At 68.7% G+C, this 22,072-nt stretch carries 21 protein-coding genes; 7 read left to right on the forward strand and 14 right to left on the reverse strand.

The features are described from left to right. Positions 1-18: 18 nt before the first annotated feature. The 8 genes from I7S92_RS15555 to I7S92_RS15590 all read right to left on the reverse strand — a co-directional run bounded on the left by I7S92_RS15555 (position 19) and on the right by I7S92_RS15590 (position 9,607). Entirely contained in the window at positions 19-1,311 is a 1,293-nt protein-coding gene (locus tag I7S92_RS15555) for a M16 family metallopeptidase (protein ID WP_197646005.1), read from the reverse strand. Further along, the gene (locus I7S92_RS15560) at positions 1,308-2,696 is read right to left on the reverse strand and encodes a M16 family metallopeptidase (RefSeq protein WP_386003938.1); all 1,389 of its coding nucleotides are present in this window, start codon (positions 2,694-2,696) and stop codon (positions 1,308-1,310) included. The genes I7S92_RS15555 and I7S92_RS15560 overlap by 4 nt, the downstream gene beginning before the upstream one ends. A 68-nt stretch (positions 2,697-2,764) precedes the next feature. Then, entirely contained in the window at positions 2,765-3,295 is a 531-nt protein-coding gene (locus tag I7S92_RS15565; RefSeq protein WP_197646009.1) for a DUF3035 domain-containing protein, read from the reverse strand. Between the two features lie 63 nt (positions 3,296-3,358). After that, the gene (gene lspA / locus I7S92_RS15570) at positions 3,359-3,853 is read right to left on the reverse strand and encodes a signal peptidase II (protein ID WP_197646087.1); all 495 of its coding nucleotides are present in this window, start codon (positions 3,851-3,853) and stop codon (positions 3,359-3,361) included. Between the two features lie 2 nt (positions 3,854-3,855). Continuing rightward, a complete protein-coding gene (gene purH / locus I7S92_RS15575; RefSeq protein WP_197646010.1) occupies positions 3,856-5,442 on the reverse strand; it encodes a bifunctional phosphoribosylaminoimidazolecarboxamide formyltransferase/IMP cyclohydrolase in 1,587 nt (528 codons plus the stop codon). 43 nt (positions 5,443-5,485) lie between these two features. Continuing rightward, complete coding sequence (locus I7S92_RS15580; protein ID WP_354001340.1) at positions 5,486-7,192, reverse strand: heparinase II/III family protein; 1,707 nt, start codon at positions 7,190-7,192, stop codon at positions 5,486-5,488. A 129-nt stretch (positions 7,193-7,321) separates the two neighbouring features. Next, positions 7,322-8,473, reverse strand: coding sequence for a saccharopine dehydrogenase family protein (locus I7S92_RS15585; protein WP_197646012.1), 1,152 nt, complete (start codon positions 8,471-8,473; stop codon positions 7,322-7,324). A gap of 84 nt (positions 8,474-8,557) precedes the next feature. Beyond that, the gene (locus I7S92_RS15590) at positions 8,558-9,607 is read right to left on the reverse strand and encodes a saccharopine dehydrogenase (RefSeq protein ID WP_197646014.1); all 1,050 of its coding nucleotides are present in this window, start codon (positions 9,605-9,607) and stop codon (positions 8,558-8,560) included. 133 nt (positions 9,608-9,740) lie between these two features. Between I7S92_RS15590 and rfbC the strand changes: the two genes are divergently transcribed. The 4 genes from rfbC to rfbA are packed head-to-tail and all read left to right on the forward strand — an operon-like array spanning position 9,741 to position 13,046. Then, positions 9,741-10,301: a dTDP-4-dehydrorhamnose 3,5-epimerase gene (rfbC, locus tag I7S92_RS15595; protein WP_197646016.1), complete on the forward strand. Its 561-nt coding sequence runs from the start codon at positions 9,741-9,743 to the stop codon at positions 10,299-10,301. Then, the gene (gene rfbB / locus I7S92_RS15600) at positions 10,298-11,335 is read left to right on the forward strand and encodes a dTDP-glucose 4,6-dehydratase (RefSeq protein WP_197646018.1); all 1,038 of its coding nucleotides are present in this window, start codon (positions 10,298-10,300) and stop codon (positions 11,333-11,335) included. The genes rfbC and rfbB overlap by 4 nt, the downstream gene beginning before the upstream one ends. After that, entirely contained in the window at positions 11,332-12,177 is an 846-nt protein-coding gene (rfbD, locus tag I7S92_RS15605) for a dTDP-4-dehydrorhamnose reductase (protein ID WP_197646020.1), read from the forward strand. The genes rfbB and rfbD overlap by 4 nt, the downstream gene beginning before the upstream one ends. After that, entirely contained in the window at positions 12,174-13,046 is an 873-nt protein-coding gene (rfbA, locus tag I7S92_RS15610) for a glucose-1-phosphate thymidylyltransferase RfbA (protein ID WP_197646022.1), read from the forward strand. Before rfbD ends, rfbA begins: the two co-directional genes overlap by 4 nt. Before the next feature lie 129 nt (positions 13,047-13,175). Here rfbA and I7S92_RS15615 read toward each other — a convergent pair whose 3' ends face one another. From I7S92_RS15615 to I7S92_RS15640, 6 genes are all read right to left on the reverse strand, one after another. Then, positions 13,176-13,406, reverse strand: coding sequence for a formate dehydrogenase subunit delta (locus tag I7S92_RS15615; protein ID WP_197646024.1), 231 nt, complete (start codon positions 13,404-13,406; stop codon positions 13,176-13,178). Beyond that, positions 13,396-14,196, reverse strand: a complete 801-nt coding sequence (gene fdhD, locus I7S92_RS15620) for a formate dehydrogenase accessory sulfurtransferase FdhD (RefSeq protein ID WP_197646026.1) — start codon at positions 14,194-14,196, stop codon at positions 13,396-13,398. The genes I7S92_RS15615 and fdhD overlap by 11 nt, the downstream gene beginning before the upstream one ends. Further along, complete coding sequence (gene fdhF / locus I7S92_RS15625) at positions 14,193-17,069, reverse strand: formate dehydrogenase subunit alpha (protein WP_197646028.1); 2,877 nt, start codon at positions 17,067-17,069, stop codon at positions 14,193-14,195. Before fdhF ends, fdhD begins: the two co-directional genes overlap by 4 nt. After that, on the reverse strand, positions 17,066-18,571 hold the full coding sequence (locus tag I7S92_RS15630) for a formate dehydrogenase beta subunit (protein WP_197646030.1): 1,506 nt from the start codon (positions 18,569-18,571) through the stop codon (positions 17,066-17,068). Before I7S92_RS15630 ends, fdhF begins: the two co-directional genes overlap by 4 nt. Beyond that, the gene (locus I7S92_RS15635; protein WP_197646032.1) at positions 18,568-19,026 is read right to left on the reverse strand and encodes a formate dehydrogenase subunit gamma; all 459 of its coding nucleotides are present in this window, start codon (positions 19,024-19,026) and stop codon (positions 18,568-18,570) included. The genes I7S92_RS15630 and I7S92_RS15635 overlap by 4 nt, the downstream gene beginning before the upstream one ends. An 86-nt stretch (positions 19,027-19,112) precedes the next feature. Further along, a complete protein-coding gene (locus tag I7S92_RS15640; protein ID WP_197646034.1) occupies positions 19,113-19,994 on the reverse strand; it encodes a LysR family transcriptional regulator in 882 nt (293 codons plus the stop codon). Between the two features lie 61 nt (positions 19,995-20,055). Between I7S92_RS15640 and I7S92_RS15645 the strand changes: the two genes are divergently transcribed. The 3 genes from I7S92_RS15645 to I7S92_RS15655 are packed head-to-tail and all read left to right on the forward strand — an operon-like array spanning position 20,056 to position 21,803. Beyond that, positions 20,056-20,847 (forward strand): S49 family peptidase, encoded by a 792-nt coding sequence (locus tag I7S92_RS15645; RefSeq protein ID WP_197646036.1) that lies wholly within the window; start codon positions 20,056-20,058, stop codon positions 20,845-20,847. Further along, a complete protein-coding gene (locus tag I7S92_RS15650; RefSeq protein WP_197646038.1) occupies positions 20,848-21,033 on the forward strand; it encodes a hypothetical protein in 186 nt (61 codons plus the stop codon). Beyond that, positions 21,030-21,803, forward strand: a complete 774-nt coding sequence (locus I7S92_RS15655; protein WP_197646040.1) for an SDR family oxidoreductase — start codon at positions 21,030-21,032, stop codon at positions 21,801-21,803. Before I7S92_RS15650 ends, I7S92_RS15655 begins: the two co-directional genes overlap by 4 nt. Positions 21,804-22,072: the final 269 nt, after the last annotated feature.

Consider the following 22,072-nt stretch of genomic DNA (forward strand, 5'->3'; position numbering starts at 1 on the left):
CGAGTCGGGGAAGGGATGTCACAACCCCGTCGGCTGGCCCACCACGACGAAATGCAGCGCCTCCGGCTGGTAGAGCCGCGCCGCGACTCGGCGGATATCCTCCATCGTCACCGCCTCGATCTTCGCGTTCCGCGTCACCGCATAGTCGATCGGCATGCCCTCCATCTGCATCCCGACAAGGATGCTGGCGATCGGCCCGTTGCCGTCAAAGCGCAGCGGGTAAGAGCCGGTGAGATAGGTCTTGGTATCGGCAAGCTCCTGTTCGGTCAGCCCCTCCCCGGCGATCCGGGCCCATTCCGCCCGCACCACCGCGATCGCCTCGGCCACCTTGTCGTTCGAGGCCGAGAACTGGCCCATGTAGATCTCGGCCTGGTCGAGCCCGACCAGATAGCTGCCGATCCCGTAGGTCAGCCCGCGCTTTTCGCGGACCTCGCTCATCAGGCGCGCGGTGAAGCGGCCGCCGCCCAGCGCCTCGTTCAGGATGAAGGCGGCGAAGAAGTCGGGATCGTCGCGCTTGATGCCCTGGTGGCCGAAGAGCACGGTGGATTGCGGGCTGGGGAAATCCGTGACCGTCACGCCCGGCTGCAACAGCCATTCCGCGCGCCCCGGCAGCGGCGCGCCGGTCGCGGGCAGGTCGCCCAGCAGGCGGTCCAGCAGCGGCCCCAACTCCGCGGCCGTGATATCCCCCGCCGCCGCCACGAAGATCCGGTCACGCGCCAGCGCCGCCTTGTGCGCCGCCGCCACATCGTCCCGCGTCAGCGCGGTGACCGTCTCGATGGTCCCGTCCCCGGTCGAGCCATAGGGATGCGCCCCGAAGGCCAGAGCGTCGAAGGTCTCCGACGCGATACTGTCGGGGTCCTTCTCGTTCGAGCGCAGGATCGAAAGGACCTGGCCACGCACCCGGTCCACCGCATCCTGATCGAAGCGCGGGGTGACCAGCGCCGCGCGCAGAAGGTCGATGGCCTGATCGCGGTTCTCGGTCAGGAAGCGGGCGGAGACGCCGACCGAATCCTTGCCCGCGTCGAAATGGAACTCGGCCGCCAGCGCGTCGCGCGCTTCGGCGAAGGCGCGGCTGTCCATCTCGCCCGCGCCCTCCTCGATCAGCGCGGTCATCAGGTTGACCGCCCCGCGCTTTTCCGGCGCGTCCAGCGAGGTGCCGCCCCGGAACTGGATTTCCAGCGCGGTGAAGGGGATGTTGTGATCCTCGACCAGCCAGGCGGTGATCCCGCCGGGCGAGGTGACCTCCTGGATCTGCATTTCGGCCCGCGCGGGCAGCGCAAGCGCAAGAAGGACGAAAAGGGCGCGGATCATTCGGTCTCTCCTGCGGGTTCGACGGGCGCTTCGGGCGCGGCGACCTCGGCCGGGGCGCCCTCGGGCCGGGTCAGCCAGCCTGTCACGGCGTTCCTGCGGTCCAGAACCTTGCGGGCGGCGGCGACCACATCCTCGGCGGTCACGGCCGACAGGGCCTCGTCCCAGGTGTCGACGTCGGCCTGGGAGAGTCCGACCGACAGCGCCTCGCCATAGCGGCGGGCCAGCGCGTTCACGTCGTCGCGGGCGTAGATGTCGGCCGCGCGGACCTGGGTGCGGATCCGCTCCAGCGCGGCGGGATCGGGGCCGGTCTCCAGGAAATCGGCCAGGACGCGGTCCATCTCGGCCTCGGCGACCTGAAGCTCCACTCCCGGCGCGGGCACGACGACCAGTCCGAAGGTCGCATCGTCGATCGAGGTCCCGTCATAGAAGGCCGAGGCATAGACCGCCACCTGCGCATCGAACTGCAACGCCCGCGCCATGACCGAGGTCTGGCCGTTCCCGCCCAGAAGCTCGGCCAGCACGGTCAGGGCGGCGGCGTCCTTCTGGTTGCCGGGGTCGCGCTCGGGCGCGAGGTAGGTGCGGATGAGATAGGGCTCCGACACCCGCTCGTCGGCCAGCGCGATCCGGCGTTCGGCCAGTTGCGGCGGCTCCTGCGGGCGCGTGCGCGGCGCGATGCCGTCAGAGGGTTCCAGCGGGCCGTAGTGCTTTTCCGCCAGCGCCTTCACGGCATCGGGCTGCACATCGCCGGCGATGATCAGGGTGGCGTTGTTGGGCGCATAGAAGCGTTCGTAATAGGACAGCGCATCCTCGCGGTCCAGCGCCTCGATCTCATGCCGCCAGCCGATCACCGGGATGGCATAGGGATTGTTCAGGAACTGCGCCGCCCGCATCTGTTCTGACAAGAGCGAGCCGGGAGAGCTGTCCGTCCGCTGTGCGCGCTCTTCCAGAATCACCTGCCGCTCGGTCGCGACATCCTCTTCCGTCAGGCGCAGGTTGCGCATCCGGTCGGCTTCCATCTCCATCACCAACTCCAGCCGGTCGGCGGCGATGCGCTGGAAATAGGCGGTATAGTCCCAAGAGGTGAAGGCGTTGTCGTCGCCCCCCTGCGCTTCGACGATGGCCGAGAACTGGTTGGGCCCCACCTTCTCGGTGCCCTTGAACATCAGGTGTTCCAGGAAATGCGCGATGCCGGAATGGCCTGCGGGTTCGTCCGCCGCGCCGACCCGGTACCAGATCATCTGCACCACGACCGGGGCGCGGTGATCCTCGATCACCACCACGTCCAGGCCGTTGTCCAGCGTGAAGGTGGTCACTGGCTCGGCCGCCACGGGAAGGGCAAGCGCCAGCGACAGGGCGGCGCCCCGGACAAGATCACGATGCATCAGGCTCTCCCTATGGCGTGGGGGCATAGTGCAGACCGGCGGCCTGCGATCAAGGCGGGGGAACGCGCTTGTTACTCTTCGCCAGCCTTGCGCGGCGGGGCCGAGGGCGTGCGCAGGCCCAGCCTGCGCCAGCGGGCGAGTTCAGCCTGCTGGTCCAGGCTCTGGTCGCGGTAGGCCTTGTAGTAGACATTCACGTTGAACAGCCGCTCGAGGATCCGGCCGTTGTTGTCGCGCCGCCATTCCAGGTCTTCGGCCGCCAGCGTCGCGCGGATGCCGGAGTCGACCCCGAACCGCGCCGCATGGGCGTAGATCGCACTGTCGGCCGAGGGGATGCCGCCGGCCGCGCCCGGACGCCCGCCCAGCGCGATGACGGCGTCATCCTCGGGGCGGCGGTCGGTGCGGTTGGTCCCGCCCAGCGTCGGTTCGGGCAGGTCGGTCAGGGTTTCGGGCATTTCCAGCGGTTTCGGCGGCACGATGGCGAATTCGTCCGGCCCGCTGCCCGTCCGCAGGTTCATCAGCTCGGGCGCGCCCTTGCCGCCGCAAGCCGTAAGGACAAACACCGCTGCAACCGCGATGAACGCCTTGCCCCTTGCCGCCTGCATGCCTGCCTCCGAACCCGTCTTTGCCCCCTCTTAGCCTAAAGCGATCCGGTCGTCACGGGGGGATTACTTCCTTGCGCGGGAAGGCTTCCCGCCGTCCTTCCGGCCATCGGCCAGGAACACCAGCCCGACCGCGCCCAGGAAGATCGCGATGTCAGCCACGTTGAAGGCATAGGGATTCTTGATCCCGCAGCAGGACATGTTCAGGAAATCCGCCACCGCGCCATAGGCCAGCCGGTCCACCACATTACCCAGCGCGCCGCCGACCAGCAGCCCGCCCGCGACCTGCAGCCAGCGCCCGCCAGGTGTGCGCCGCAGCCACCAGATCACCCAGGCCGAGATCGCCAGAGCCACCGCGATCAGCCCCCAGCGCGCGATGTCCGAGCCATGCGCCATCAGGCCGAAGTTGATCCCCCGGTTCCAAGCCATGCGGAAGACCAGAAAGGGCGGGAAGATATCGATCTCGACCCGGTTCGCCAGGTCCAGCCCGAAGACCACGGCCAGCTTGGTCAGCTGGTCCAGGACAAAGGTCGCAAGCGCGCTCAGCCAGAATCGCCGCATCATCAGTGCCGGAAGTGCCGCATGCCGGTGAAGACCATGGCCAGCCCACGCTCATCCGCCGCCGCGATCACCTCGTCGTCGCGCATCGAGCCGCCCGGTTGGATGATCGCCGTCGCCCCGGCCTCGGCCGCGGTGATGAGGCCGTCGGCGAAGGGGAAGAAGGCGTCCGAGGCCACGACCGAACCCTTGGTCAAGGGCCCCGCCAGCCCCAGGGCCTCGGCCATGTCCTGCGCCTTGCGGGCGGCGATCCGGGTCGAATCGACGCGGCTCATCTGGCCCGCGCCGACGCCCACGGTCGCGCCGTCCCTGACGTAGATGATCGCGTTCGACTTGACGTGCTTGGCCACCGTCCAGGCGAACATCAGGTCGCGCATCTCGGCATCCGAGGGCGCGCGCCTGGTCACCACCTTCAGGTCCGACGGCGCGACATGCCCCGCATCGCGGTCCTGCACCAGGAAGCCGCCCGCCACCTGCTTGAAGGCCAGCCCCCCGGCCTTGGCGTCCGGCAGCGCGCCCGTGGTCAAGAGCCGCAGGTTCTTCTTGCCCGCGAACACCGCCTTGGCCTCCTCCGTCGCATCGGGGGCGATCACCACCTCGGTGAAGATCTTCACGATCTCTTCCGCCGTGGCCCCGTCAAGCACCTGGTTCAGCGCGACGATCCCGCCGAAGGCGCTGGTCTGGTCGCATTGGTAGGCACGCTGGTAGGCCTCGGTCAGGGTCGCGGCCGTGGCCACCCCGCAAGGGTTCGCGTGCTTGATGATCGCGCAGGCCGGGGCGCCGCCGGCGAATTCGGCCACCAGCTCGAAGGCCGCGTCGGTGTCGTTGATGTTGTTGTAGGACAGCTCCTTGCCCTGCCACTGCCGCGCCGTCGCCACGCCGGGGCGGCGGCTGCCGTCCAGGTAGAAGGCGGCCGCCTGATGCGGGTTCTCGCCATAGCGCAGGGGCTGCGCCAGCTTGCCGGCAAAGCTGCGATAGCGCGGGGTCGGCTCCTTGATCTCGCCCGCCAGCCAGGTGCTGACGGCGGTGTCATAGGCCGCCGTCCGGGCATAGGCCGTCAGCGCCAGCTTCTGCCGGAAGGCCAGGGTCGTCGCGCCGTCATGCGCGCGCATCTGGTCCAGGAGCGGGCCGTAATCCGCCGGGTCGGTCACCACCGTCACGAACTTGTGGTTCTTCGCCGCCGCCCGGATCATCGCCGGTCCGCCGATGTCGATATTCTCGATGCAGGTGGCATGGTCCGCGCCCTTGGCCACCGTCTCCTCGAACGGGTAGAGGTTGACGACCAAGAGGTCGATCGGCTCGATCCCGTGCGCCGCCATGGCGACCAGATGCTCGTCATCGTCGCGCAGCGCCAGGAGGCCGCCATGCACCATCGGGTGCAGGGTCTTGACGCGACCGTCCATCATCTCGGGAAAGCCGGTCACATCGGCCACGTCCCGCACCTTCAGCCCCGCCGCCCGCAGCATGATCGAGGTGCCCCCGGTCGAGATCAGCTCGACCCCCTGGGCATCCAGCGCCCGCGCCAGCTCCAGGAGGCCGGACTTGTCGGAAACCGAAATCAGCGCGCGGCCGATGGGGACGAGGTTGGTCATGGCGATACCCTCTCAGATGCCCGGCGGGGCCTTCGGGCGACCGTCAGGCGCCGTCCAGGTCCCGGATGGCCAGCGGAGTATCCTTTGCCTTCGCCAAGGTCCAGCCTATCCGCGTCTCGAATCCCCGCGCGTTGCCGTGCAGCACGATCTGGGCGCAGGGCCAGGGCTGCGACCGCCCGGCCTCCAGATAGGCCGAGGGCTCCAGCCCCAGGGCCACGGGGCCGGTGAAGCGGAAGATCCAGACCTCGCCGCTGCGCAGATGCAGCGTGACGGCAGCCTCGGCCAGGTCCAGCTCGGCCTCCACCTCGGGATGCAGGTGGAAGCGGATCGCGAAACCCGCCCCGGTCATCGCGGTCGCGGTCATCAGTTCCTCGAAGCGCCGCCGCGCCTCATGGGTCAACGCGGTCAGGCTGTCCACGCCCGACAGGCGGCGGCCGTCATGGCTCAAGGTCAGGCTCCGGCTGGCGGTCAGGCCGTGGCTCGCCAGCCAGCCGTCATGCGCCAGGTAGAGGTCCGTCCCCTCAAGCCCCGGCGTGATCCGGCAGGCCGTCACCACCGCCCGCTCGGCCAGATCCTCGCCCGCCCCCAGCCGCGAGGACGAGGCCCCCTCCATCGCCAGCACCGAATGCGATTGCGTCGCCCGCGCCGCCTGTCGCCAGGCCGGGCCGAACGCCTCGCCCGCGCCGCAGCTCACCACCACCGGCCGCCGCCCCGAGGTCAACTCGAAAGCGGCGGTCGAGGCATGCGCCCGCCGCGCCGCCCGCCCTCCGGGTGGCGCGGAGGCATCGACGATTACCGTGGTCCGCCGCCCGCTCAGCCGGGCAAAACCCATCGCGATCGGCGCGGACGCCCCCGCACGCACCCCGGCCAGCGCCAGCGCCTGATCCAGCCGCCCCTCGGCCCCCGCGCCGCCGCCATGGAACCGCGCCAACCCGCCATCGGCATGGCGCAGCACCCGCAGCGTCGGGGCGATGCGCCGTATCGCCGCCGACAGGGCCGCAGGCACCGGATGCGCGCCTTCGGTCAGCACGCCGGCCGTCCAGGCAAGCAGCGTCAGCAGCTCCGAAAGCTCCTCGGGATTGCGCGAGGCGATGCCGCCCTCGGCGTCGATCTCCGCCTCGCAGGCCGCCGCCAGCGCCGCCGTCGCAGGGCCGATCAGCCGCTGCATCCCGGCCAGCAGGACCCCGGCATGGACCAGGCCCACCAGCGCCTCGATGCGGGGCAGGCCCGCGGGGGCCGCCTTCCAGCGCCGCGCCAGATAGGCCGCCTGCCGGGACAGCGCGCGGTAAAAGCCCCCCGCCTGCGCCCGGTCGCGCCCCGCCAGCAGCAGTGCCGCATGATGCAGCCAGCGCAGGATCCGCCGCCCGGTCAGCTCGGGCGTCCAGCCCGCTCCCTGCCCTGCGCCATGTCGGGCGATCCAGTGCCAGGTCCAGTCCTGCGCCTGCCGCCGGGCCGGTTTCGTGCCCAGGGCCGCCAGATCGTCCAGCCAGCCGAACCCCTGCGCCGCGGCGGAAAAATCGGCATCCGGCGCGGCGATGTCCCAAAGCGGGACGCCGGGGGCCGCGACCAGATGTCCGGCCAGGAACACCTCTCCCGCCACCAGCCGCTCGCCCCGCGTGACGGACCCGACCGAGCGGGGCTCGGGCTGCACCGCGAAGCCCGAGGCCGGCCGCGCCCGAAGCGCCGCCAGCACCGCCAGCCGGTCGGCCAGCCGGTCCAATCGCCCTGACGCGTTGCTGATCCGGCCCACGCCCCGCCTCGCTCACCTGTCCGGTAGCCCCGGAACGTGCGGCGATGATAGGCAAGACCGGCCCGCCCGTCGATGACTTCGTCACCCCTCGCGGGTCTGCGCCGACGAGGAGACGAAGTGGAGAAAGCCTCAGGCCAGATGGTCGATGCGTTGCAGCACCTGCGCGAGATGCCCGACCTCGCCCAGCCAGCGCGCCAGCAGCTTCGGATCATGCGGCGCGCCATGCACCCCCGCCGCGATCTCGCGGTTCATCACCGCCTCGATCGCCAGCGACACCGGGATCGAGACCAGCCGCCCCATCGCCGTTCCGCGCTCATCGCCCCAGGCATCCATCGCCCAGGTCTGGTGGAACACCGGCTTGCCATCCTTTTCCGCCTTCAGCGCCACGAACAGGACCACCCGGTCCGGCTCGCCCTCGGCATAGGAATTCTCCTTCAGCAGTTCCGCCGCCCGCGCGTTCAGCGCCGCATCGACCTCGGCCGCGCTCTTGCCCTCCAGCCCCTCGATCTCTCGGAAGATCGGCGCCCAGGCGTCGGCCCAGCCGTTCAGCCGGATCGTCCCGCGCACGAAGTCGCGCACCTTCCAGTGCTTCTCGAAGCGGTATTCCTCCATGAAGGGATAGCTGTCACGGTTCGGATAGACCTCGAAGCTTTCCGGCACCGGCAGGGGCGCGTCATAGCGGGTGATCGCATCCCAGGGCCGGTTGACCCGCAGTTCCGAGAAATGCCGCAAGCTGCGCGAGGGCGAGCGCAGCGCCTTCAGTACCCCCGCCGGGGCCCAGCTGAACTTGTAGCGGAAGGCATTCGCGACCTTCGGCACCCCGCCGCAGTACGAGGTGAAGGACAGCACATTCTCGGGATCATAGGCCTTGGACGCGCGGTACCGCGCCACCAGGTCATGCGCCATCAGGTGGTCGATGCCGGGATCGAGGCCGACCTCGTTCACCGAGACCAGCCCATTTTCCCGGAACGTCTCGTCCAGCGCCCGCATCTCGGGCGCGATGTAGGAGGAGGAGCAGAAGTTCGCCCCCTTCTCCAGGCAGAGCTTCGCGATCCCGACATGCTGGTCGGCGGGCAGCATCGACACGGCGATGTCGCCCGGCTTCAGCACGGCGGCCAGCGCCTCCAGGCTGAAGGGCCGGATGTCCTGCGTCAGGTCGCCGACCTCGGCACGCGCCTTCTCGACCGTGCGGTTCCACACCGTGACGGGATGGCCCGCCTCGATCAGCCGCCGCAGCCCCGGAATCGACGACAGCCCCGTGCCGCACCAATGGATCGTCATGTTCTCACTCCCCTCGCTTGGCCGATGCGCGACCAAGAGTTTTCGAAAACTCTTGCAAATCTTTTCGAAAAGATTTGCGCCCTCTCACACGCTCGCGACGTGCCTGTCGAATTCCACCTTCGCCCGCCCCCAGACGCCCTTGTCCAGGTCCTTCAGCGTCAGCAGCGAAGGCAGAAGCTGCGCCGCATAGTCCTGCGAGGACTCGACCGGCATCAGGCTGGGCAAATTGTCGATCGCCGTCACGTCCAGCGGCGGGTTCTCGGCCACCCGCAGCGCCGGCGCGTCCCAGTCCGTTGCCCGGTCATAGACTTTGATCGGCGAGAAATCCGAGGTCGGGTCGCAGGCGATATCGCCGATCACCGTCAGCTTCCTCGGATCGGTCTTGGCGCTCGCCGGGACAAACACCGGGCAGCCCGGACGCGCCAGGATGCAGTTCAGGAAGATCTCGTGCTCCAGCACCTCCGGGAACGGCCCGCCGCTTGCGGTCTCGGCCATGTCCCATTTCGTCACCTCGACGCCCATGGCGTCGCACAGATCCGCCGCCCCGGTCCCCACGCGCCCCAGCGCCCCGATGATGATCGCCCGTGGCCGGCCGAGGCCCGCCAGCTCTGCGCCCAGCTCGGCCAGAAGCGCATCCTTCGACGCCACCTTCCGGACCGGCCCGGCGATCCCGCCGCGCTGCTGCGCCGCCCAGCATTTCAGGCTGACAGCCGCCCCGGCATAGCCCGCCCAATAGCCGAAGGCCGCGACCCGGCGGCCGCCCTCGTCCACCAGATATTCCAGGTCATACAGCGTCCCGCCCCCGGCCTTGAACCGCTGCAAGAGCACCCGCCCCGCCGGCTGGCCCTTGTAGGCATGGCCGAACATGATGTGCCGATGCGTCAGCGGCGTGCCCACCTCGGGCAGTTCCTTCAGCCCGAAGACGATCGCCTCCGCCGGGGCCCCGGGCCAGGAGTTTTCGGCCGCGATCCCGCAGCCCGCCGCCACATAGCCGTCCAGCGGGATCGCCCGGACCGAGGACCGCTCCACCGTGACCCGGATCCCCGCCCGGACCAGCGCGGCCGCGCCTTCGGGCGTGATCCCCACGCGCTCCTCGTTCGGCCGCTCTTCGGCGCGCACCCAGAGATGGGTCATGTCCGGTCCTTCCGCTTGCTCACGCCGCCCCTTTAGCAGAACCTCCGCCCAAGACCATAGGCCAGCAAGCCCGTCCGGCTTGCAATTCGCAGCCATTCGACGCAACCCTGCCCGGAGCCGATACGAGTTTCCGATGCAGATCGAACCCACCGCCCTGCCCGAGGTCCTGGTCCTCACCCCCCGCCGCTTCGGCGACGCGCGCGGCTGGTTCACCGAAAGCTGGAACGCCGCCCGCATGGCCGATGCCGGCCTCGACCTGCCCTGGGTGCAGGACAACCACTCCTTCTCCGCCGCGAAAGGCACCCTGCGGGGCCTGCACTACCAGTCGCCTCCCCGCGCGCAGGACAAGCTGGTGCGCTGCACCCGCGGCGCGATCCTTGACGTCGCAGTCGACATCCGCACCGGATCGCCCGCCTTCGGTCGCCATGTCGCCGTCGAACTGACCCCCGGGAACGGGCGGCAACTCCTTGTCCCCAAGGGCTTCCTGCATGGCTTCCTGACCCTGGCCGACGACACCGAGGTGCAGTACAAATGCACCGACCTTTACAGCCCGGAGCATGACGGCGCCGTCCGTTGGGACGATCCCGCCCTCGGCATCGACTGGGGCACCTCCGCGCCGATCCTCTCGGACAAGGACGCAAGCGCCCCCCTGCTGGCCGGGATCGGCCAGCCCTTCCGTTGGGAGGCGAAATGAGACTTCTCGTCACCGGAGGCTGCGGCTTCATCGGTTCCGCCGTCGTCCGTCTGGCCGTGGCCCGGGGCCACGAGGTCGTCAACCTCGACGCCATGACCTATGCCGCGAACGGGGCCAACGTCGCCTCCGTCGCCCACTCCAACCTCTACAGCTTCGAGAAGGCCGACATCCGCGACCGCGCCGCGCTGGACCGCATCTTCGCCACCCACAACCCCGACGCCGTGATGCACCTCGCCGCCGAAAGCCATGTCGACCGCTCCATCGACGGGCCGGCGGATTTCATCGAAACCAACATCACCGGCACCTTCAACCTCCTCGAAGCCGCCCGCACCCACTGGACCCGCCACGGCAAACCCGCAAGCTTCCGCTTCCACCACATCTCCACCGACGAGGTCTTCGGCTCCCTCGGCCCCACCGGCCAGTTCACCGAACACACCCCCTACGACCCCCGCTCGCCCTATTCCGCGTCGAAAGCCGCCTCCGACCACCTGATCCGCGCCTGGGCCGAAACCTATGGGCTTCCGACCGTCCTCACCAACTGCTCCAACAACTACGGCCCCTACCATTTCCCCGAAAAGCTGATCCCCGTCACCATCCTGAACGCCCTTCACGCCAAGCCCATCCCGGTCTACGGCACCGGCGAGAACATCCGCGACTGGCTCTATGTCGAGGACCACGCCGACGCCCTCCTCCTCGTCCTGGAAAAGGGCGCACCGGGCCGCAGCTACAACATCGGCGGCGAGAACGAACGCCGCAACATCGACCTCGTGCGCACCATCTGCGCGCTCCTCGACGAGATGGCCCCAAAGGCCACCCCCTACGCCGACCAGATCACCTTCGTCGCCGACCGCCCCGGCCACGACGCCCGCTATGCCATCGACCCGACCCGCCTCCGCGAGGAACTCGGCTGGAGGCCCTCGGTCACCGTGGAAGAGGGCCTGCGCCGCACCGTGCGCTGGTATCTCGACAACGAAGCCTGGTGGCGCCCGCTGCTCGACCGGAAGGGCGTGGGCGAACGGTTGGGGAAGGCATGAAACTGCTCGTCTTCGGCAAGACCGGCCAGGTCGCCCGCGAGCTTGCCCGGATCGCGCCGGACGCCACCTTCCTTGGCCGCGAGGACGCCGATCTGACGAACCCCGCCGCCTGCGCCGCCGCCATCGCGGCCACCGACGCGCATGCCGTGATCAACGCCGCCGCCTGGACCGCCGTGGACAAGGCCGAGACCGAGGAGGCCGCCGCCACCTTGGTCAACGGCGACGCGCCCACCGCAATGGCCCGCGCTGCCGCCGCGCGGGGCCTCCCCTTCCTCCACATCTCCACCGACTATGTCTTCGACGGATCGGGCGACCGGCCCTTCGCGCCGGACCACCCCGCCGCGCCGCTGAACGCCTATGGCCGGTCGAAACTGGCCGGCGAGCAGGGCATCCGCGCCGCAGGCGGCAACCACCTGATCCTGCGCACCTCCTGGGTCGTCTCGGCCCACGGCGCGAATTTCGTCAAGACCATGCTGCGCCTCGGGGCCGAGCGCGACAGCCTCGCGGTCGTCGCCGACCAGATCGGCGGCCCCACCCCCGCCGCCGCCGTCGCGCAGGCCCTGGTCGCCGCCGCCCGGGCCCTGACCCGCGGCGCGCCGGGCGGCACCCACCATTTCTCCGGCCGACCCGACACCAGCTGGGCCGGTTTCGCCCGCGCCATCATGGCCGAGGCCGGGTTTCCCTGCCGGATCGACGGCATCCCGACCAGCGATTACCCCACTCCGGCCCGACGCCCGCTGAATTCCCGCCTTGATTGCAGCGCATTTACCACGGCATTCGGCATCCCGCGCCCCGACTGGCGGCCGGGCCTCGCCACCATCGTGAAGGAGCTTCATCCATGACCCGCAAGGGCATCCTCCTCGCCGGAGGCACCGGCTCCCGGCTCTGGCCGATCACGCTGGGCACCTCGAAGCAACTCCTGCCGATCTACGACAAGCCGATGGTCTATTACCCGATCTCGGTCCTGATGCTCTCCGGCATCCGCGAGATCGCGATCATCACCACGCCCGAGGACCAGCCGCAGTTCCAGCGCCTCCTGGGCGACGGCAGCCAATGGGGCCTCAGCTTCACCTGGATCATCCAGGAGCGCCCCGAGGGCCTGGCGCAAGCCTACCTGCTGTCCCGCGATTTCCTTGCCGGAGCGCCTTCGGCCATGGTCCTGGGCGACAACATCTTCTTCGGCCATGGCCTGCCCGAGATCCTGCACCGTGCCAACTTGCAACCCTCCGGTGGCACCGTCTTCGGCTACCACGTCGCCGACCCCGAACGCTACGGCGTCGCCGCCTTCGATGCCCAAGGCCGTGTCACCCGGATCGTGGAAAAGCCGCGGGACCCGCCCTCCAGCTTCGCCATCACCGGGCTCTACTTCCTCGACGGCCGCGCCCCCGATCTCGCCGCAAGGATCACGCCCTCGCCGCGCGGAGAACTGGAGATCGTCGACCTCCTAGAACACTACCGCGCCGAGGGCAGCCTGCAGGTCGAGCGCATGGGCCGCGGCTTTGCCTGGCTCGATACCGGCACTCCGGGCAGCCTTCTCGATGCCGGAAACTTCGTACGCACGCTGCAAGACCGGCAAGGGATGCAGGTCGGCTCGCCGGACGAGGTGGCCTTCCACCAAGGCTGGATCGACCGCGCCGGGCTGGCCGAGCGGGCGCAGGTCTTCGGCAAGTCGAGCTACGGCGCACATCTGGAAGGCGTGCTGAAAGAGTGACCGCGCCGGGGACCGACGGGGCCAGACGGCGTCGATCAGTGCAAAGGACTCCCGCCTGGCCAACGCGCGACCCCCGGAAATCGAACGATTTCCGGACCGGAATTCTCCTTCAGAATTCCGGCGCCCCGATCAGGACGCGGGCTCGGCGACCGGCCGCCGGATCGACGGGGCCGCTTCCAGCACCAGGGGCCGGAACCCCGCCCCGCCGGCGTCGACCAGCGTGAAGAACTCGCGCCGCATCCGGGGCTCCCAGAAGTCGTTGATATGGCCCGCTAGGCCCGCGACCCCCTCGGCATGGGGCTTCGTCTCCATGAACAGCGCAATCTGGTTGGCCATCCGCACAATCTTGTCAGCCGACATCGGCCCCCTCCGTCATCAAGCGATCCGTATGCGAGAAGACCTCGAATCGGTCCCCCCTCGCCAGGGCGACCAGGGTGATCCCCGCCCGCTCGGCCAGTTCCACCGCCTCGGCCGTCGGGGCCGAGACCGCAATGATCATGGGCGCGCCCAGCATCGCCACCTTCTGCACCATGTCCGTCGACACGCGAGAGGTCAGCACCACCGCACCCTCCGGCCGGGTTCCCTGCCGGACCATCCCGCCCACCAGCTTGTCCAGCGCATTGTGCCGGCCCACGTCTTCCCGGGCCAAGAGCAACCGCCCGTTCCAGAACGCCGCGCCATGCACGGCGCGCGTCGCGTCATGCAGCCGCTGCTCGCCCGGAAGCGCCGCCACGGCTTCCCGGACCTGCGAAGGCGTCATCCGGAACGCCGAAGGCCCCACCACCGGAACCTCGCGCAGCGCCTGGTCGATGCTGTCGATCCCGCAGAGCCCGCAACCGACCGGCCCCGCCATCACCCGCCGCCGGGCGGCCAGCCGCGCCTCGGCCTCGGGTTTCAGCCAGACCTGCACGTCGCGGCCCCGGGGAACCGTCTCGACCTCGACCGACAGCACCTCCTCCGGGCCTGCAATCCCCTCGGTCACGGCGAAGCCATAGCCGAAGTCCTCCAGGTCCGAAGGGGTCGCCATCATCACCGCCTGCGTGGTGCCGTTGAACGACAGCGCGACGGCCACTTCCTCGGGCAGGATCCGGTCCCCCGGCGTCACCGAGGGGCCGAACACCAGCCGGGGCGTGGCCCGCGCGCCCTTCATTCCGCCGCCAGGATCCGTCGCGACAGGGCCGCCTGCGCGGCATATTCCTCCTGCCACTCGGACGGGCCGTTGGAGGGCGAGACCTGCACCGCCGTCACCTTGTATTCCGGGCAGTTCGTCGCCCAGTCCGAGAAATCGGTGGTGATGACGTTGGCCTGGGTGTCGGGGTGGTGGAAGGTGGTGTAGACCACCCCCGCCGCCACCCGGTCGGTGATCGTCGCCCGCAGCGTGGTTTCCCCCGCCCGGCTGGCCAGCCGCACCCAGTCGCCTTCCCGGATGCCCCGGTTCTCGGCGTCATGCGGGTTGATCTCCAGCAGGTCCTGGTCGTGCCAGACGACGTTCGCCGTCCGCCGCGTCTGCGCGCCCACGTTGTACTGGCTGAGAATCCGGCCCGTGGTCAGCAAGAGCGGGAAGCGCGGCCCGGCCTTTTCATCCGTCGCCACATATTCGGTGCGGATGAACTTGCCCTTGCCGCGGACGAAGCCGTCGATATGCATCATCGGCGTGCCTTCCGGCGCCTTCTCGTTGCAGGGCCACTGGACGGAGCCCAGCGTCTCCAGCTTCTCGTAGGTCACGCCGGCAAAGGAGGGCGTGGTCATCGCGATCTCGTCCATGATCTGCGACGGATGGGTGTAACTCCAGTTCGCGCCCATGGCGTTGGCGAACATCTGGGTGACTTCCCAGTCGGCGTAGCCCTGCTTCGGCGCCATCACCTGGCGGACCATGTTGATTCGGCGCTCGGCGTTGGTGAAGGTGCCGTCCTTCTCCAGGAAGGTCGAGCCGGGGAAGAACACATGCGCATAGTTCGCGGTCTCGTTCAGGAACAGGTCGTGGACGATCACGCATTCCATCGCCGCCAGGCCCGCCGCGACATGATGGGTGTCGGGGTCGGATTGCAGGATGTCCTCGCCCTGGCAATAAAGGCCCTTGAACGTGCCCTCGACGGCGGCGTCCAGCATGTTCGGGATGCGCAGGCCGGGCTCGGGGTCGATGGTGACGCCCCAGGCCTTTTCATAGATCGCACGCACTTCCGGGTTCTTCACATGGCGGTAGCCCGGCAGTTCATGCGGGAAGGACCCCATGTCGCAGGAGCCCTGCACGTTGTTCTGGCCGCGCAGCGGGTTCACGCCCACGCCCTGCCGACCGATGTTGCCGGTCAGCATGGCGAGGTTGGCGATGCCGATCACCGTGGTCGAGCCCTGGCTGTGCTCGGTCACACCGAGGCCGTAGTAGATCGCCGCATTGCCGCCGGTGGCATAGAGCCGCGCCGCGCCACGCACTTCCGCGGCCGGCACGCCCGTCACCAGTTCCAGCGCCTCGGGCGAGTGCTTGGGATCGGCGATGAACTCCATGTAGTCTTGGAATTCGTCCCAGTCGCAGCGGGTGCGGATGAACTCCTCATCGTAGAGCTTCTCGGTCACGATGACATGCGCCAGCGCCGAGACCACCGCCACGTTCGTCCCCGGCGTGAGGGCCAGGTGATGGTCGGCCTTGTAGTGCGGGCCTTCCACGGTTTCTGTCCGGCGCGGATCGACGACGATCAGCTTCGCGCCCTTGCGCAGCCGCTTCTTCATCCGGCTGGCAAAGACCGGGTGCGCCGCCGAGGGGTTGGCGCCGATCACCATGATCACGTCCGAGTCCTCGACCGAGTCGAAGTCCTGCGTGCCGGCCGAGGTGCCGAAGGTCTGGCCCAGGCCATAGCCGGTAGGCGAATGGCAGACGCGGGCGCAGGTGTCGGTGTTGTTGTTCATGAACACCGCGCGGGTCAGCTTCTGGACGAGATAGGTCTCCTCGTTCGTGCAGCGGCTGGAGGTGATCACGCCGACCGAGTTCCGGCCGTACTTGGCCTGGAGCCCCTTCATCTTCGCCGCGGCGAATTCCATCGCCTCGGCCCAGGAGACCTCTTTCCACGGGTCGGTGATCGCGTCGCGGATCATCGGGTTCAGGATGCGGTCCTGGTGCGTGGCATAGCCATAGGCGAAGCGGCCCTTGACGCAGGAATGGCCCCGGTTGGCCTTGCCGTGCTTGTAGGGCGTCATCCGCACCAGTTCGTCGCCGCGCATTTCGGCCTTGAACGAGCAACCGACGCCGCAATAGGCGCAGGTGGTGATGACCGAACGGTCAGGCAGGCCCATCTCGGCGATGGATTTCTCCTGCAGGCTGCCGGTCGGGCAAACCTGCACGCAAGCGCCGCAGGACACGCAGTCAGACGACAGGAAGTTGTCCTCCGACACCCCGGCGCTGACCCGGCTGTCGAAGCCCCGGCCCTCGATGGTCAGGGCGAAGGTGCCCTGCACATCCTCGCAGGCCCGCACGCAAAGCGAGCAGACGATGCATTTCGAGCTGTCGAAGGTGAAGTAGGGGTTGCTCTCGTCGACCGGGCGCCAGTCCGGGTTGGCGGTGCCATCCGCGCCATACTGGCGCACATGGTCGGCGACCGGCTGATAGCGGATCTCGCGCAGGCCGACGCGGGCGGCCATGGTCTGCAGCTGGCTGTCGCCGTTCGCGGCATCGGTCAGGCCCGGCACCGGATGGTCCGAGGCGTAGAGCTCCATCACGCCGCGGCGGATCTGCTGCACGTTCGGCGACTGGGTGTGCACCTTGATCCCCGGCATGACCGGCGTCGTGCACGAGGCGGGCGTGCCGTTCCGCCCCTCGATCTCGACCAGACACAGGCGGCAGGAGCCGAAGGCGTCCATGCTGTCGGTGGCGCAGAGCTTGGGCACCGAGATGCCCAGTTCGGCCGCCGCGCGCATGATGCTGGTGCCTTCCGGCACGGTCACGTCGTAGCCGTCGATGTTCAGCGTGACCAGTTTCTTCGACTTCGCGGCCGGGGTGCCGAAGTCACGGTCGGGGATGATGAAGTCTTTCATTCGGCAGCCTCCTTCGCGCGGACGAAGTCATCGGGGAAATGGGTGAGGGCGCTCATCACCGGATATGGGGTGAATCCGCCAAGGGCGCAAAGCGAGCCCAGCTTCATGGTGTTGCACAAGTCGGTGATCAGCGGAATCGCGCTCGTATCGCCGCGCGCCAGCCGGTCCAGCGTCTCGACCCCGCGGATCGAGCCGATGCGGCAGGGCGTGCACTTGCCGCAGCTCTCGATCGCGCAGAATTCCATCGCGAAGCGGGCCATCTGCAGCATGTCGATGGTGTCGTCAGCCACCGTCAGGCCGGCGTGACCGATGAGCCCGTCCTTCGCGCCGAATTCCTCATAGCCGAAGGGCGTGTCGAAGAGCGAGACCGGGAACCATGCCCCCAGCGGCCCGCCGACCTGCACCGCCTTCACCGGGCGGCCCGAGGCGGTGCCGCCGCCGATCTCGTTCACGATCTGGCCGAGGGTCAGGCCGAAGGCCACCTCGTAGAGGCCACCGAAGCGCACGTTCCCTGCGATCTGCAGCGGGATCGTGCCGCGCGACCGGCCAAGGCCGAAGTCCTTGTAGTAGGCCGCCCCCCTGGCCATGATCACCGGCACCGAGGCCAGCGAGATCACGTTGTTGACCACGGTCGGCCGGCCCAGGAAGCCCTGCAGCGCCGGCAGCGGCGGCTTGGCCCGCACCACGCCGCGCTTGCCTTCCAGCGAGTTCAGGAGCGAGGTTTCCTCGCCGCAGACATAGGCCCCGGCGCCGACGCGGATCTCCATGTCGAAGCGCGGGCCCAGCACGCCCGCCTCGCGCGCGATGCGCACGGCGGCTTCCATCACCCGGATCGCCACCGGATATTCGCTGCGGATGTAGACGTAGCCCTTGGTCGCCCCGGTGGCGAGCCCGGCGATCGCCATGCCCTCGATCAGGGTGAAGGGATCGCCTTCCATCAGCATCCGGTCGGCGAAGGTGGCGCTGTCGCCCTCGTCGGCGTTGCAGACGATGTATTTCTGGTCCGCCACCGCCTCCGAGACGGTCTTCCACTTGATCCCCGTGGGGAAGCCCGCGCCGCCCCGGCCGCGCAGGCCGGACTCGGTCACTTCCGCCACGATCTCGGGCGCGGCCATCTTCACCGCCCGCTCCAGCCCCACCAGGCCGCCATGCGCGCGGTAGTCGTCCAGCGACAGGGGGTCGATCACGCCGACGCGGGCAAAGGTCAGCCGCGTCTGGCCCTTCATCCAGGGCAATTCCTCGACCAGCCCCACCGCCTTGGGATGCGAGGCGAGATCGCCGAACAGCCCGGCCACATCGGCCACCGCCATCGGACCAAAGCCCAGGCGGCCCTCGGCGGAAACCACCTCGACCAGCGGCTCCAGCCAGACCATCCCGCGGCTGCCGTTGCGCACCACCTCAACCGTCACGCCGCGGCGCGCCGCTTCATCCGTGATCGCCGCCGCGACCTTGTCCGCGCCCAGCGCGACCGCCGCCGAATCCAGGGGAACGTAGATCTTCATTTCGCCACCTCCGCCAGCACCGACTCGTCGCAGCGGCCGACCAGCCGCCCGTCCACCATCGCCGAAGGCCCGCAGGCGCAGAGGCCCAGGCAGAACACCGGCTCCAGCGTGACGCGTCCGTCCGGCGTCGTCTCGTGCCAGTCGATCCCCAGCGCCTTCTTGATCTGCTCGGCCACCGCATCCGCGCCCATGGTCTGGCAGGCCTCGGCCCGGCACAGCTTCAGCACATGCCGCCCGGCGGGGGCCTTGCGGAAATCGTGGTAGAAGCTGATCACGCCATGCACCTCGGCCTTCGACATGGTCAGGGCCTTGGCGATCTGCGGAACGGCAGCTTCCGGCACATGGCCGAAGGCTTCCTGGATGGCATGGAGGATCGGCAGCAGCGGCCCCTCAAGCCCGCGATGGGCCTCGAGGATTTCGGCGATCCGGTCGGAATGGGGATGGGAATCGAGCATGCGGGCGACCTCTTGCTAGCATGCAGCGGTATACGCCCGTCGATAGGATAATCAATGTCGATATATCGTCAATTGATAGGAGATGCCTATCGAAACAGCCGGATCGCCTCGTCCACCAGCGCCTGCAACACCGGCGTCTGCGGGTCGCGCCGGGCCGCGATCAGGCCGACCGTGTGCTCGGCTTCCGGCTCGACGATCGGGATCGAATGCAGCCGCCCGTCCGCCACGAACATGTCCGCCAGCTTCTTCGGCACGATCGAGGCCCAGCGCCCGGTCAGTACATGCGCCATCAGCGCCATGGTCGAGTTCGATTCGATCATCGGCACCGCATCCACCCCCGCCTCGCCCAGGTGCTGGTTCACGATCCGCCGGTTCTGCATGTCGGACGTCAGCAGGCAAAGCGGCACCGAGGACAGCTCGTTCCAGGTGACATGCCGGCGCGAGGCAAGCTCCGATCCCGGCGCGATCAGCAGGCGGTAGAACTCGGTGTACAGCGGCACCTGCGACACCCGGCCCAGCGGCTCGTTGTCGAGGTAGGTGATCCCGGCCTCCAGGTCCAGGGCCTCGATCCCGGTCAGGATCTCGATGCTGGTCCGCGACAGGATCGAGACCCGCACATTCGGATGCTTCTTGGTGAAAGGCCCGGTCAGGTCGGCGACCATCGGCAAGGCGGTCGGGATCACCCCGATCCGCAGGTTTCCCGACAGGCCGGTGCGCACCACCCGCATCTCGTCCTTCAGCGCCCGCACGTCGCCGACGATGCCCAGCGCCCGGTCCAGCACGCGCTGCCCTTCCGGGGTCAGGCCCTGGAACCGGCTGCCCCGGAACACCAGCTGCACGCCCAGCTGATCCTCCAGCTGCCGGATCGCCGAGGACAAGGAGGGCTGCGTCACGCCGCAGGCTTCGGCCGCGCGGCCGAAATGCCGCTCTTTCGCCAGCGCGATGAACATTTCCAGCTTTTCGATCATGCCACGACCCTGCCCCTCCCCGCCCTTGCCCGCAAGCCCCATAGGGCTTACCTCTGGCCTCATGCGCCGCTTCATCCCCTTCCTGCCGAAACCCGCCTTCGTCCCGGTGATCCGCCTGGCCGGCACCATCGGCACCGGCACCCGCTCCATCAGCGACGAGGCGTTGGCCCCGCTGATCGAAAAGGCCTTCCGCGCAAAGCCGGTGGCGGTGGCGCTTCAGGTCAATTCCCCCGGCGGCTCGGCGGTGCAATCCTCTCTGATCGCCGCCCGCATCCGGCGGCTGGCGGACGAGAAGAAGATTCCCGTCCACGCCTTCGTCGAGGACGTGGCGGCTTCGGGCGGCTACTGGCTTGCCTGCGCGGCGGATGACATCCATGTCGATCCCAGCAGCCTTGTCGGCTCGATCGGGGTGATCTTCGCCTCCTTCGGCTTCCCCGAGCTGATGGCGAAACAGGGCGTCGAGCGCCGCGTCGTCACCGCCGGCCGCTCGAAAAGCTTTGCCGACCCGTTCCTGCCGCAGAAGGCCGAGGATGTGGAGCGGCTGAAGGCCCTGCAGGGCCCGATCCACCAGGCCTTCATCGACCATGTGAAACATTCACGCGGCACCCGGCTCAGCGAAACCGCCGACCTCTTCAACGCCGACATCTGGGTGGGCCAGCAGGCGGTGGACCTTGGCCTGGCCGACGGGGTTTCGCATATGGTCCCCCGGCTGAAGCAGCTTTACGGCGACAAGGTGAAGCTCCTGCCCCTCGGCCGCAAGCGCAGCCTGTTCCAGCGCCTCGGCATGTCGCTGATCGACGAAACCCTCGGCGCGGTCGAGGACAGGGCGCTCTGGGCGCGTTACGGTCTCTAGATGCTGTTGAAGATCATCCTTCTTTTCATGCTTGCCATGTTCCTGGTCGCAATCGTCGGCCGGGTGCTGTTCCCCTCGGCCCTGCCGCCCGTGCTGCGCAAGCGCAAGGGCGCCCCGCGCTGCGGCAAATGCGGGCGCTACCTGATCGGGCGCGGCGGCTGCGACTGCGGGGGCCGCGCGAAATGACGGCGCTGGTCACCGGGGCGGGCAAGCGGCTGGGCCGGGCGATGGCGCTCTACCTCGCGGGGCGCGGCCATGACGTTGCGGTCCATTACGCCTCCTCCACCGACGAGGCCGAGGCCGTCGTGGCCGAGATCCGTGCCATGGGCCGCCGCGCCCGGACCTTCCGGGCCGACCTTCTGGACGAGGCGCAGGTCCGGGCCCTGATCCCCGCCGCGACACAGGCGCTCGGCCCGCTCACCGTGCTGGTCAACAACGCCTCGATCTTCGAATACGACCGGATCGAGACCTCTACCCGCGAGGGCTGGGACCGCCACATCGAATCGAACCTGCGCGCGCCCTATGTCCTGACGCAGGCCTTCGCCCGCCAGTGTCCCCCCGCCAGCACCGACGCGGCCGGAGAGCCCCTGCCCCTTGGCCTGATCGTCAACATGATCGACCAGCGCGTCCTGAAGCTGACGCCCGAGTTCAGCACCTACACCATCGCCAAGATGGGCCTCTGGGCCCTGACCCAGACCGCCGCGCAGGGCCTTGCCCCCCATATCCGCGTCAACGCCATCGGCCCCGGCCCCACCCTGCAAGGCTCCCGGCAAAGCGACGGCCATTTCGCCCGCCAGCGCGCCGCGACGGTTCTGGGGCGCGGCGCGAACCCCGCCGACATCACAGCCGCGCTGGGATTCTTCCTCGACAGCCCCGGTGTCACCGGCCAGTTCATCGCCGTGGACGGAGGCCAGCATCTCGGCTGGAAGACCCCCGATGTTCTGGGCGTGGAATAGCCCTTCCGGAATGTCCTTGCGGCAACTTGTCCACTTGCGGCCGCGCCTTCACAGTCCGGTTACAATTCGCCTGATATATCAGGGATTTGCGTCCGACCTGAAATATTTTCCCTTTCTTTTCAAATGGTTAAAAATCTGCCTAAAAAACAGGCAACCTCACGAAACCAGCCGAAAACAAGGGAAATTCGCCGCTCCCGAAATCTTCTCCGCAGAGTTATCCCCAGATTCCGTGGACAGCTTTGCTCTTGCCACCACCCCCCGTTCAGTGC

This window comes from Tabrizicola soli (assembly GCF_015999335.1).
Lineage (GTDB): Bacteria > Pseudomonadota > Alphaproteobacteria > Rhodobacterales > Rhodobacteraceae > Tabrizicola > Tabrizicola soli.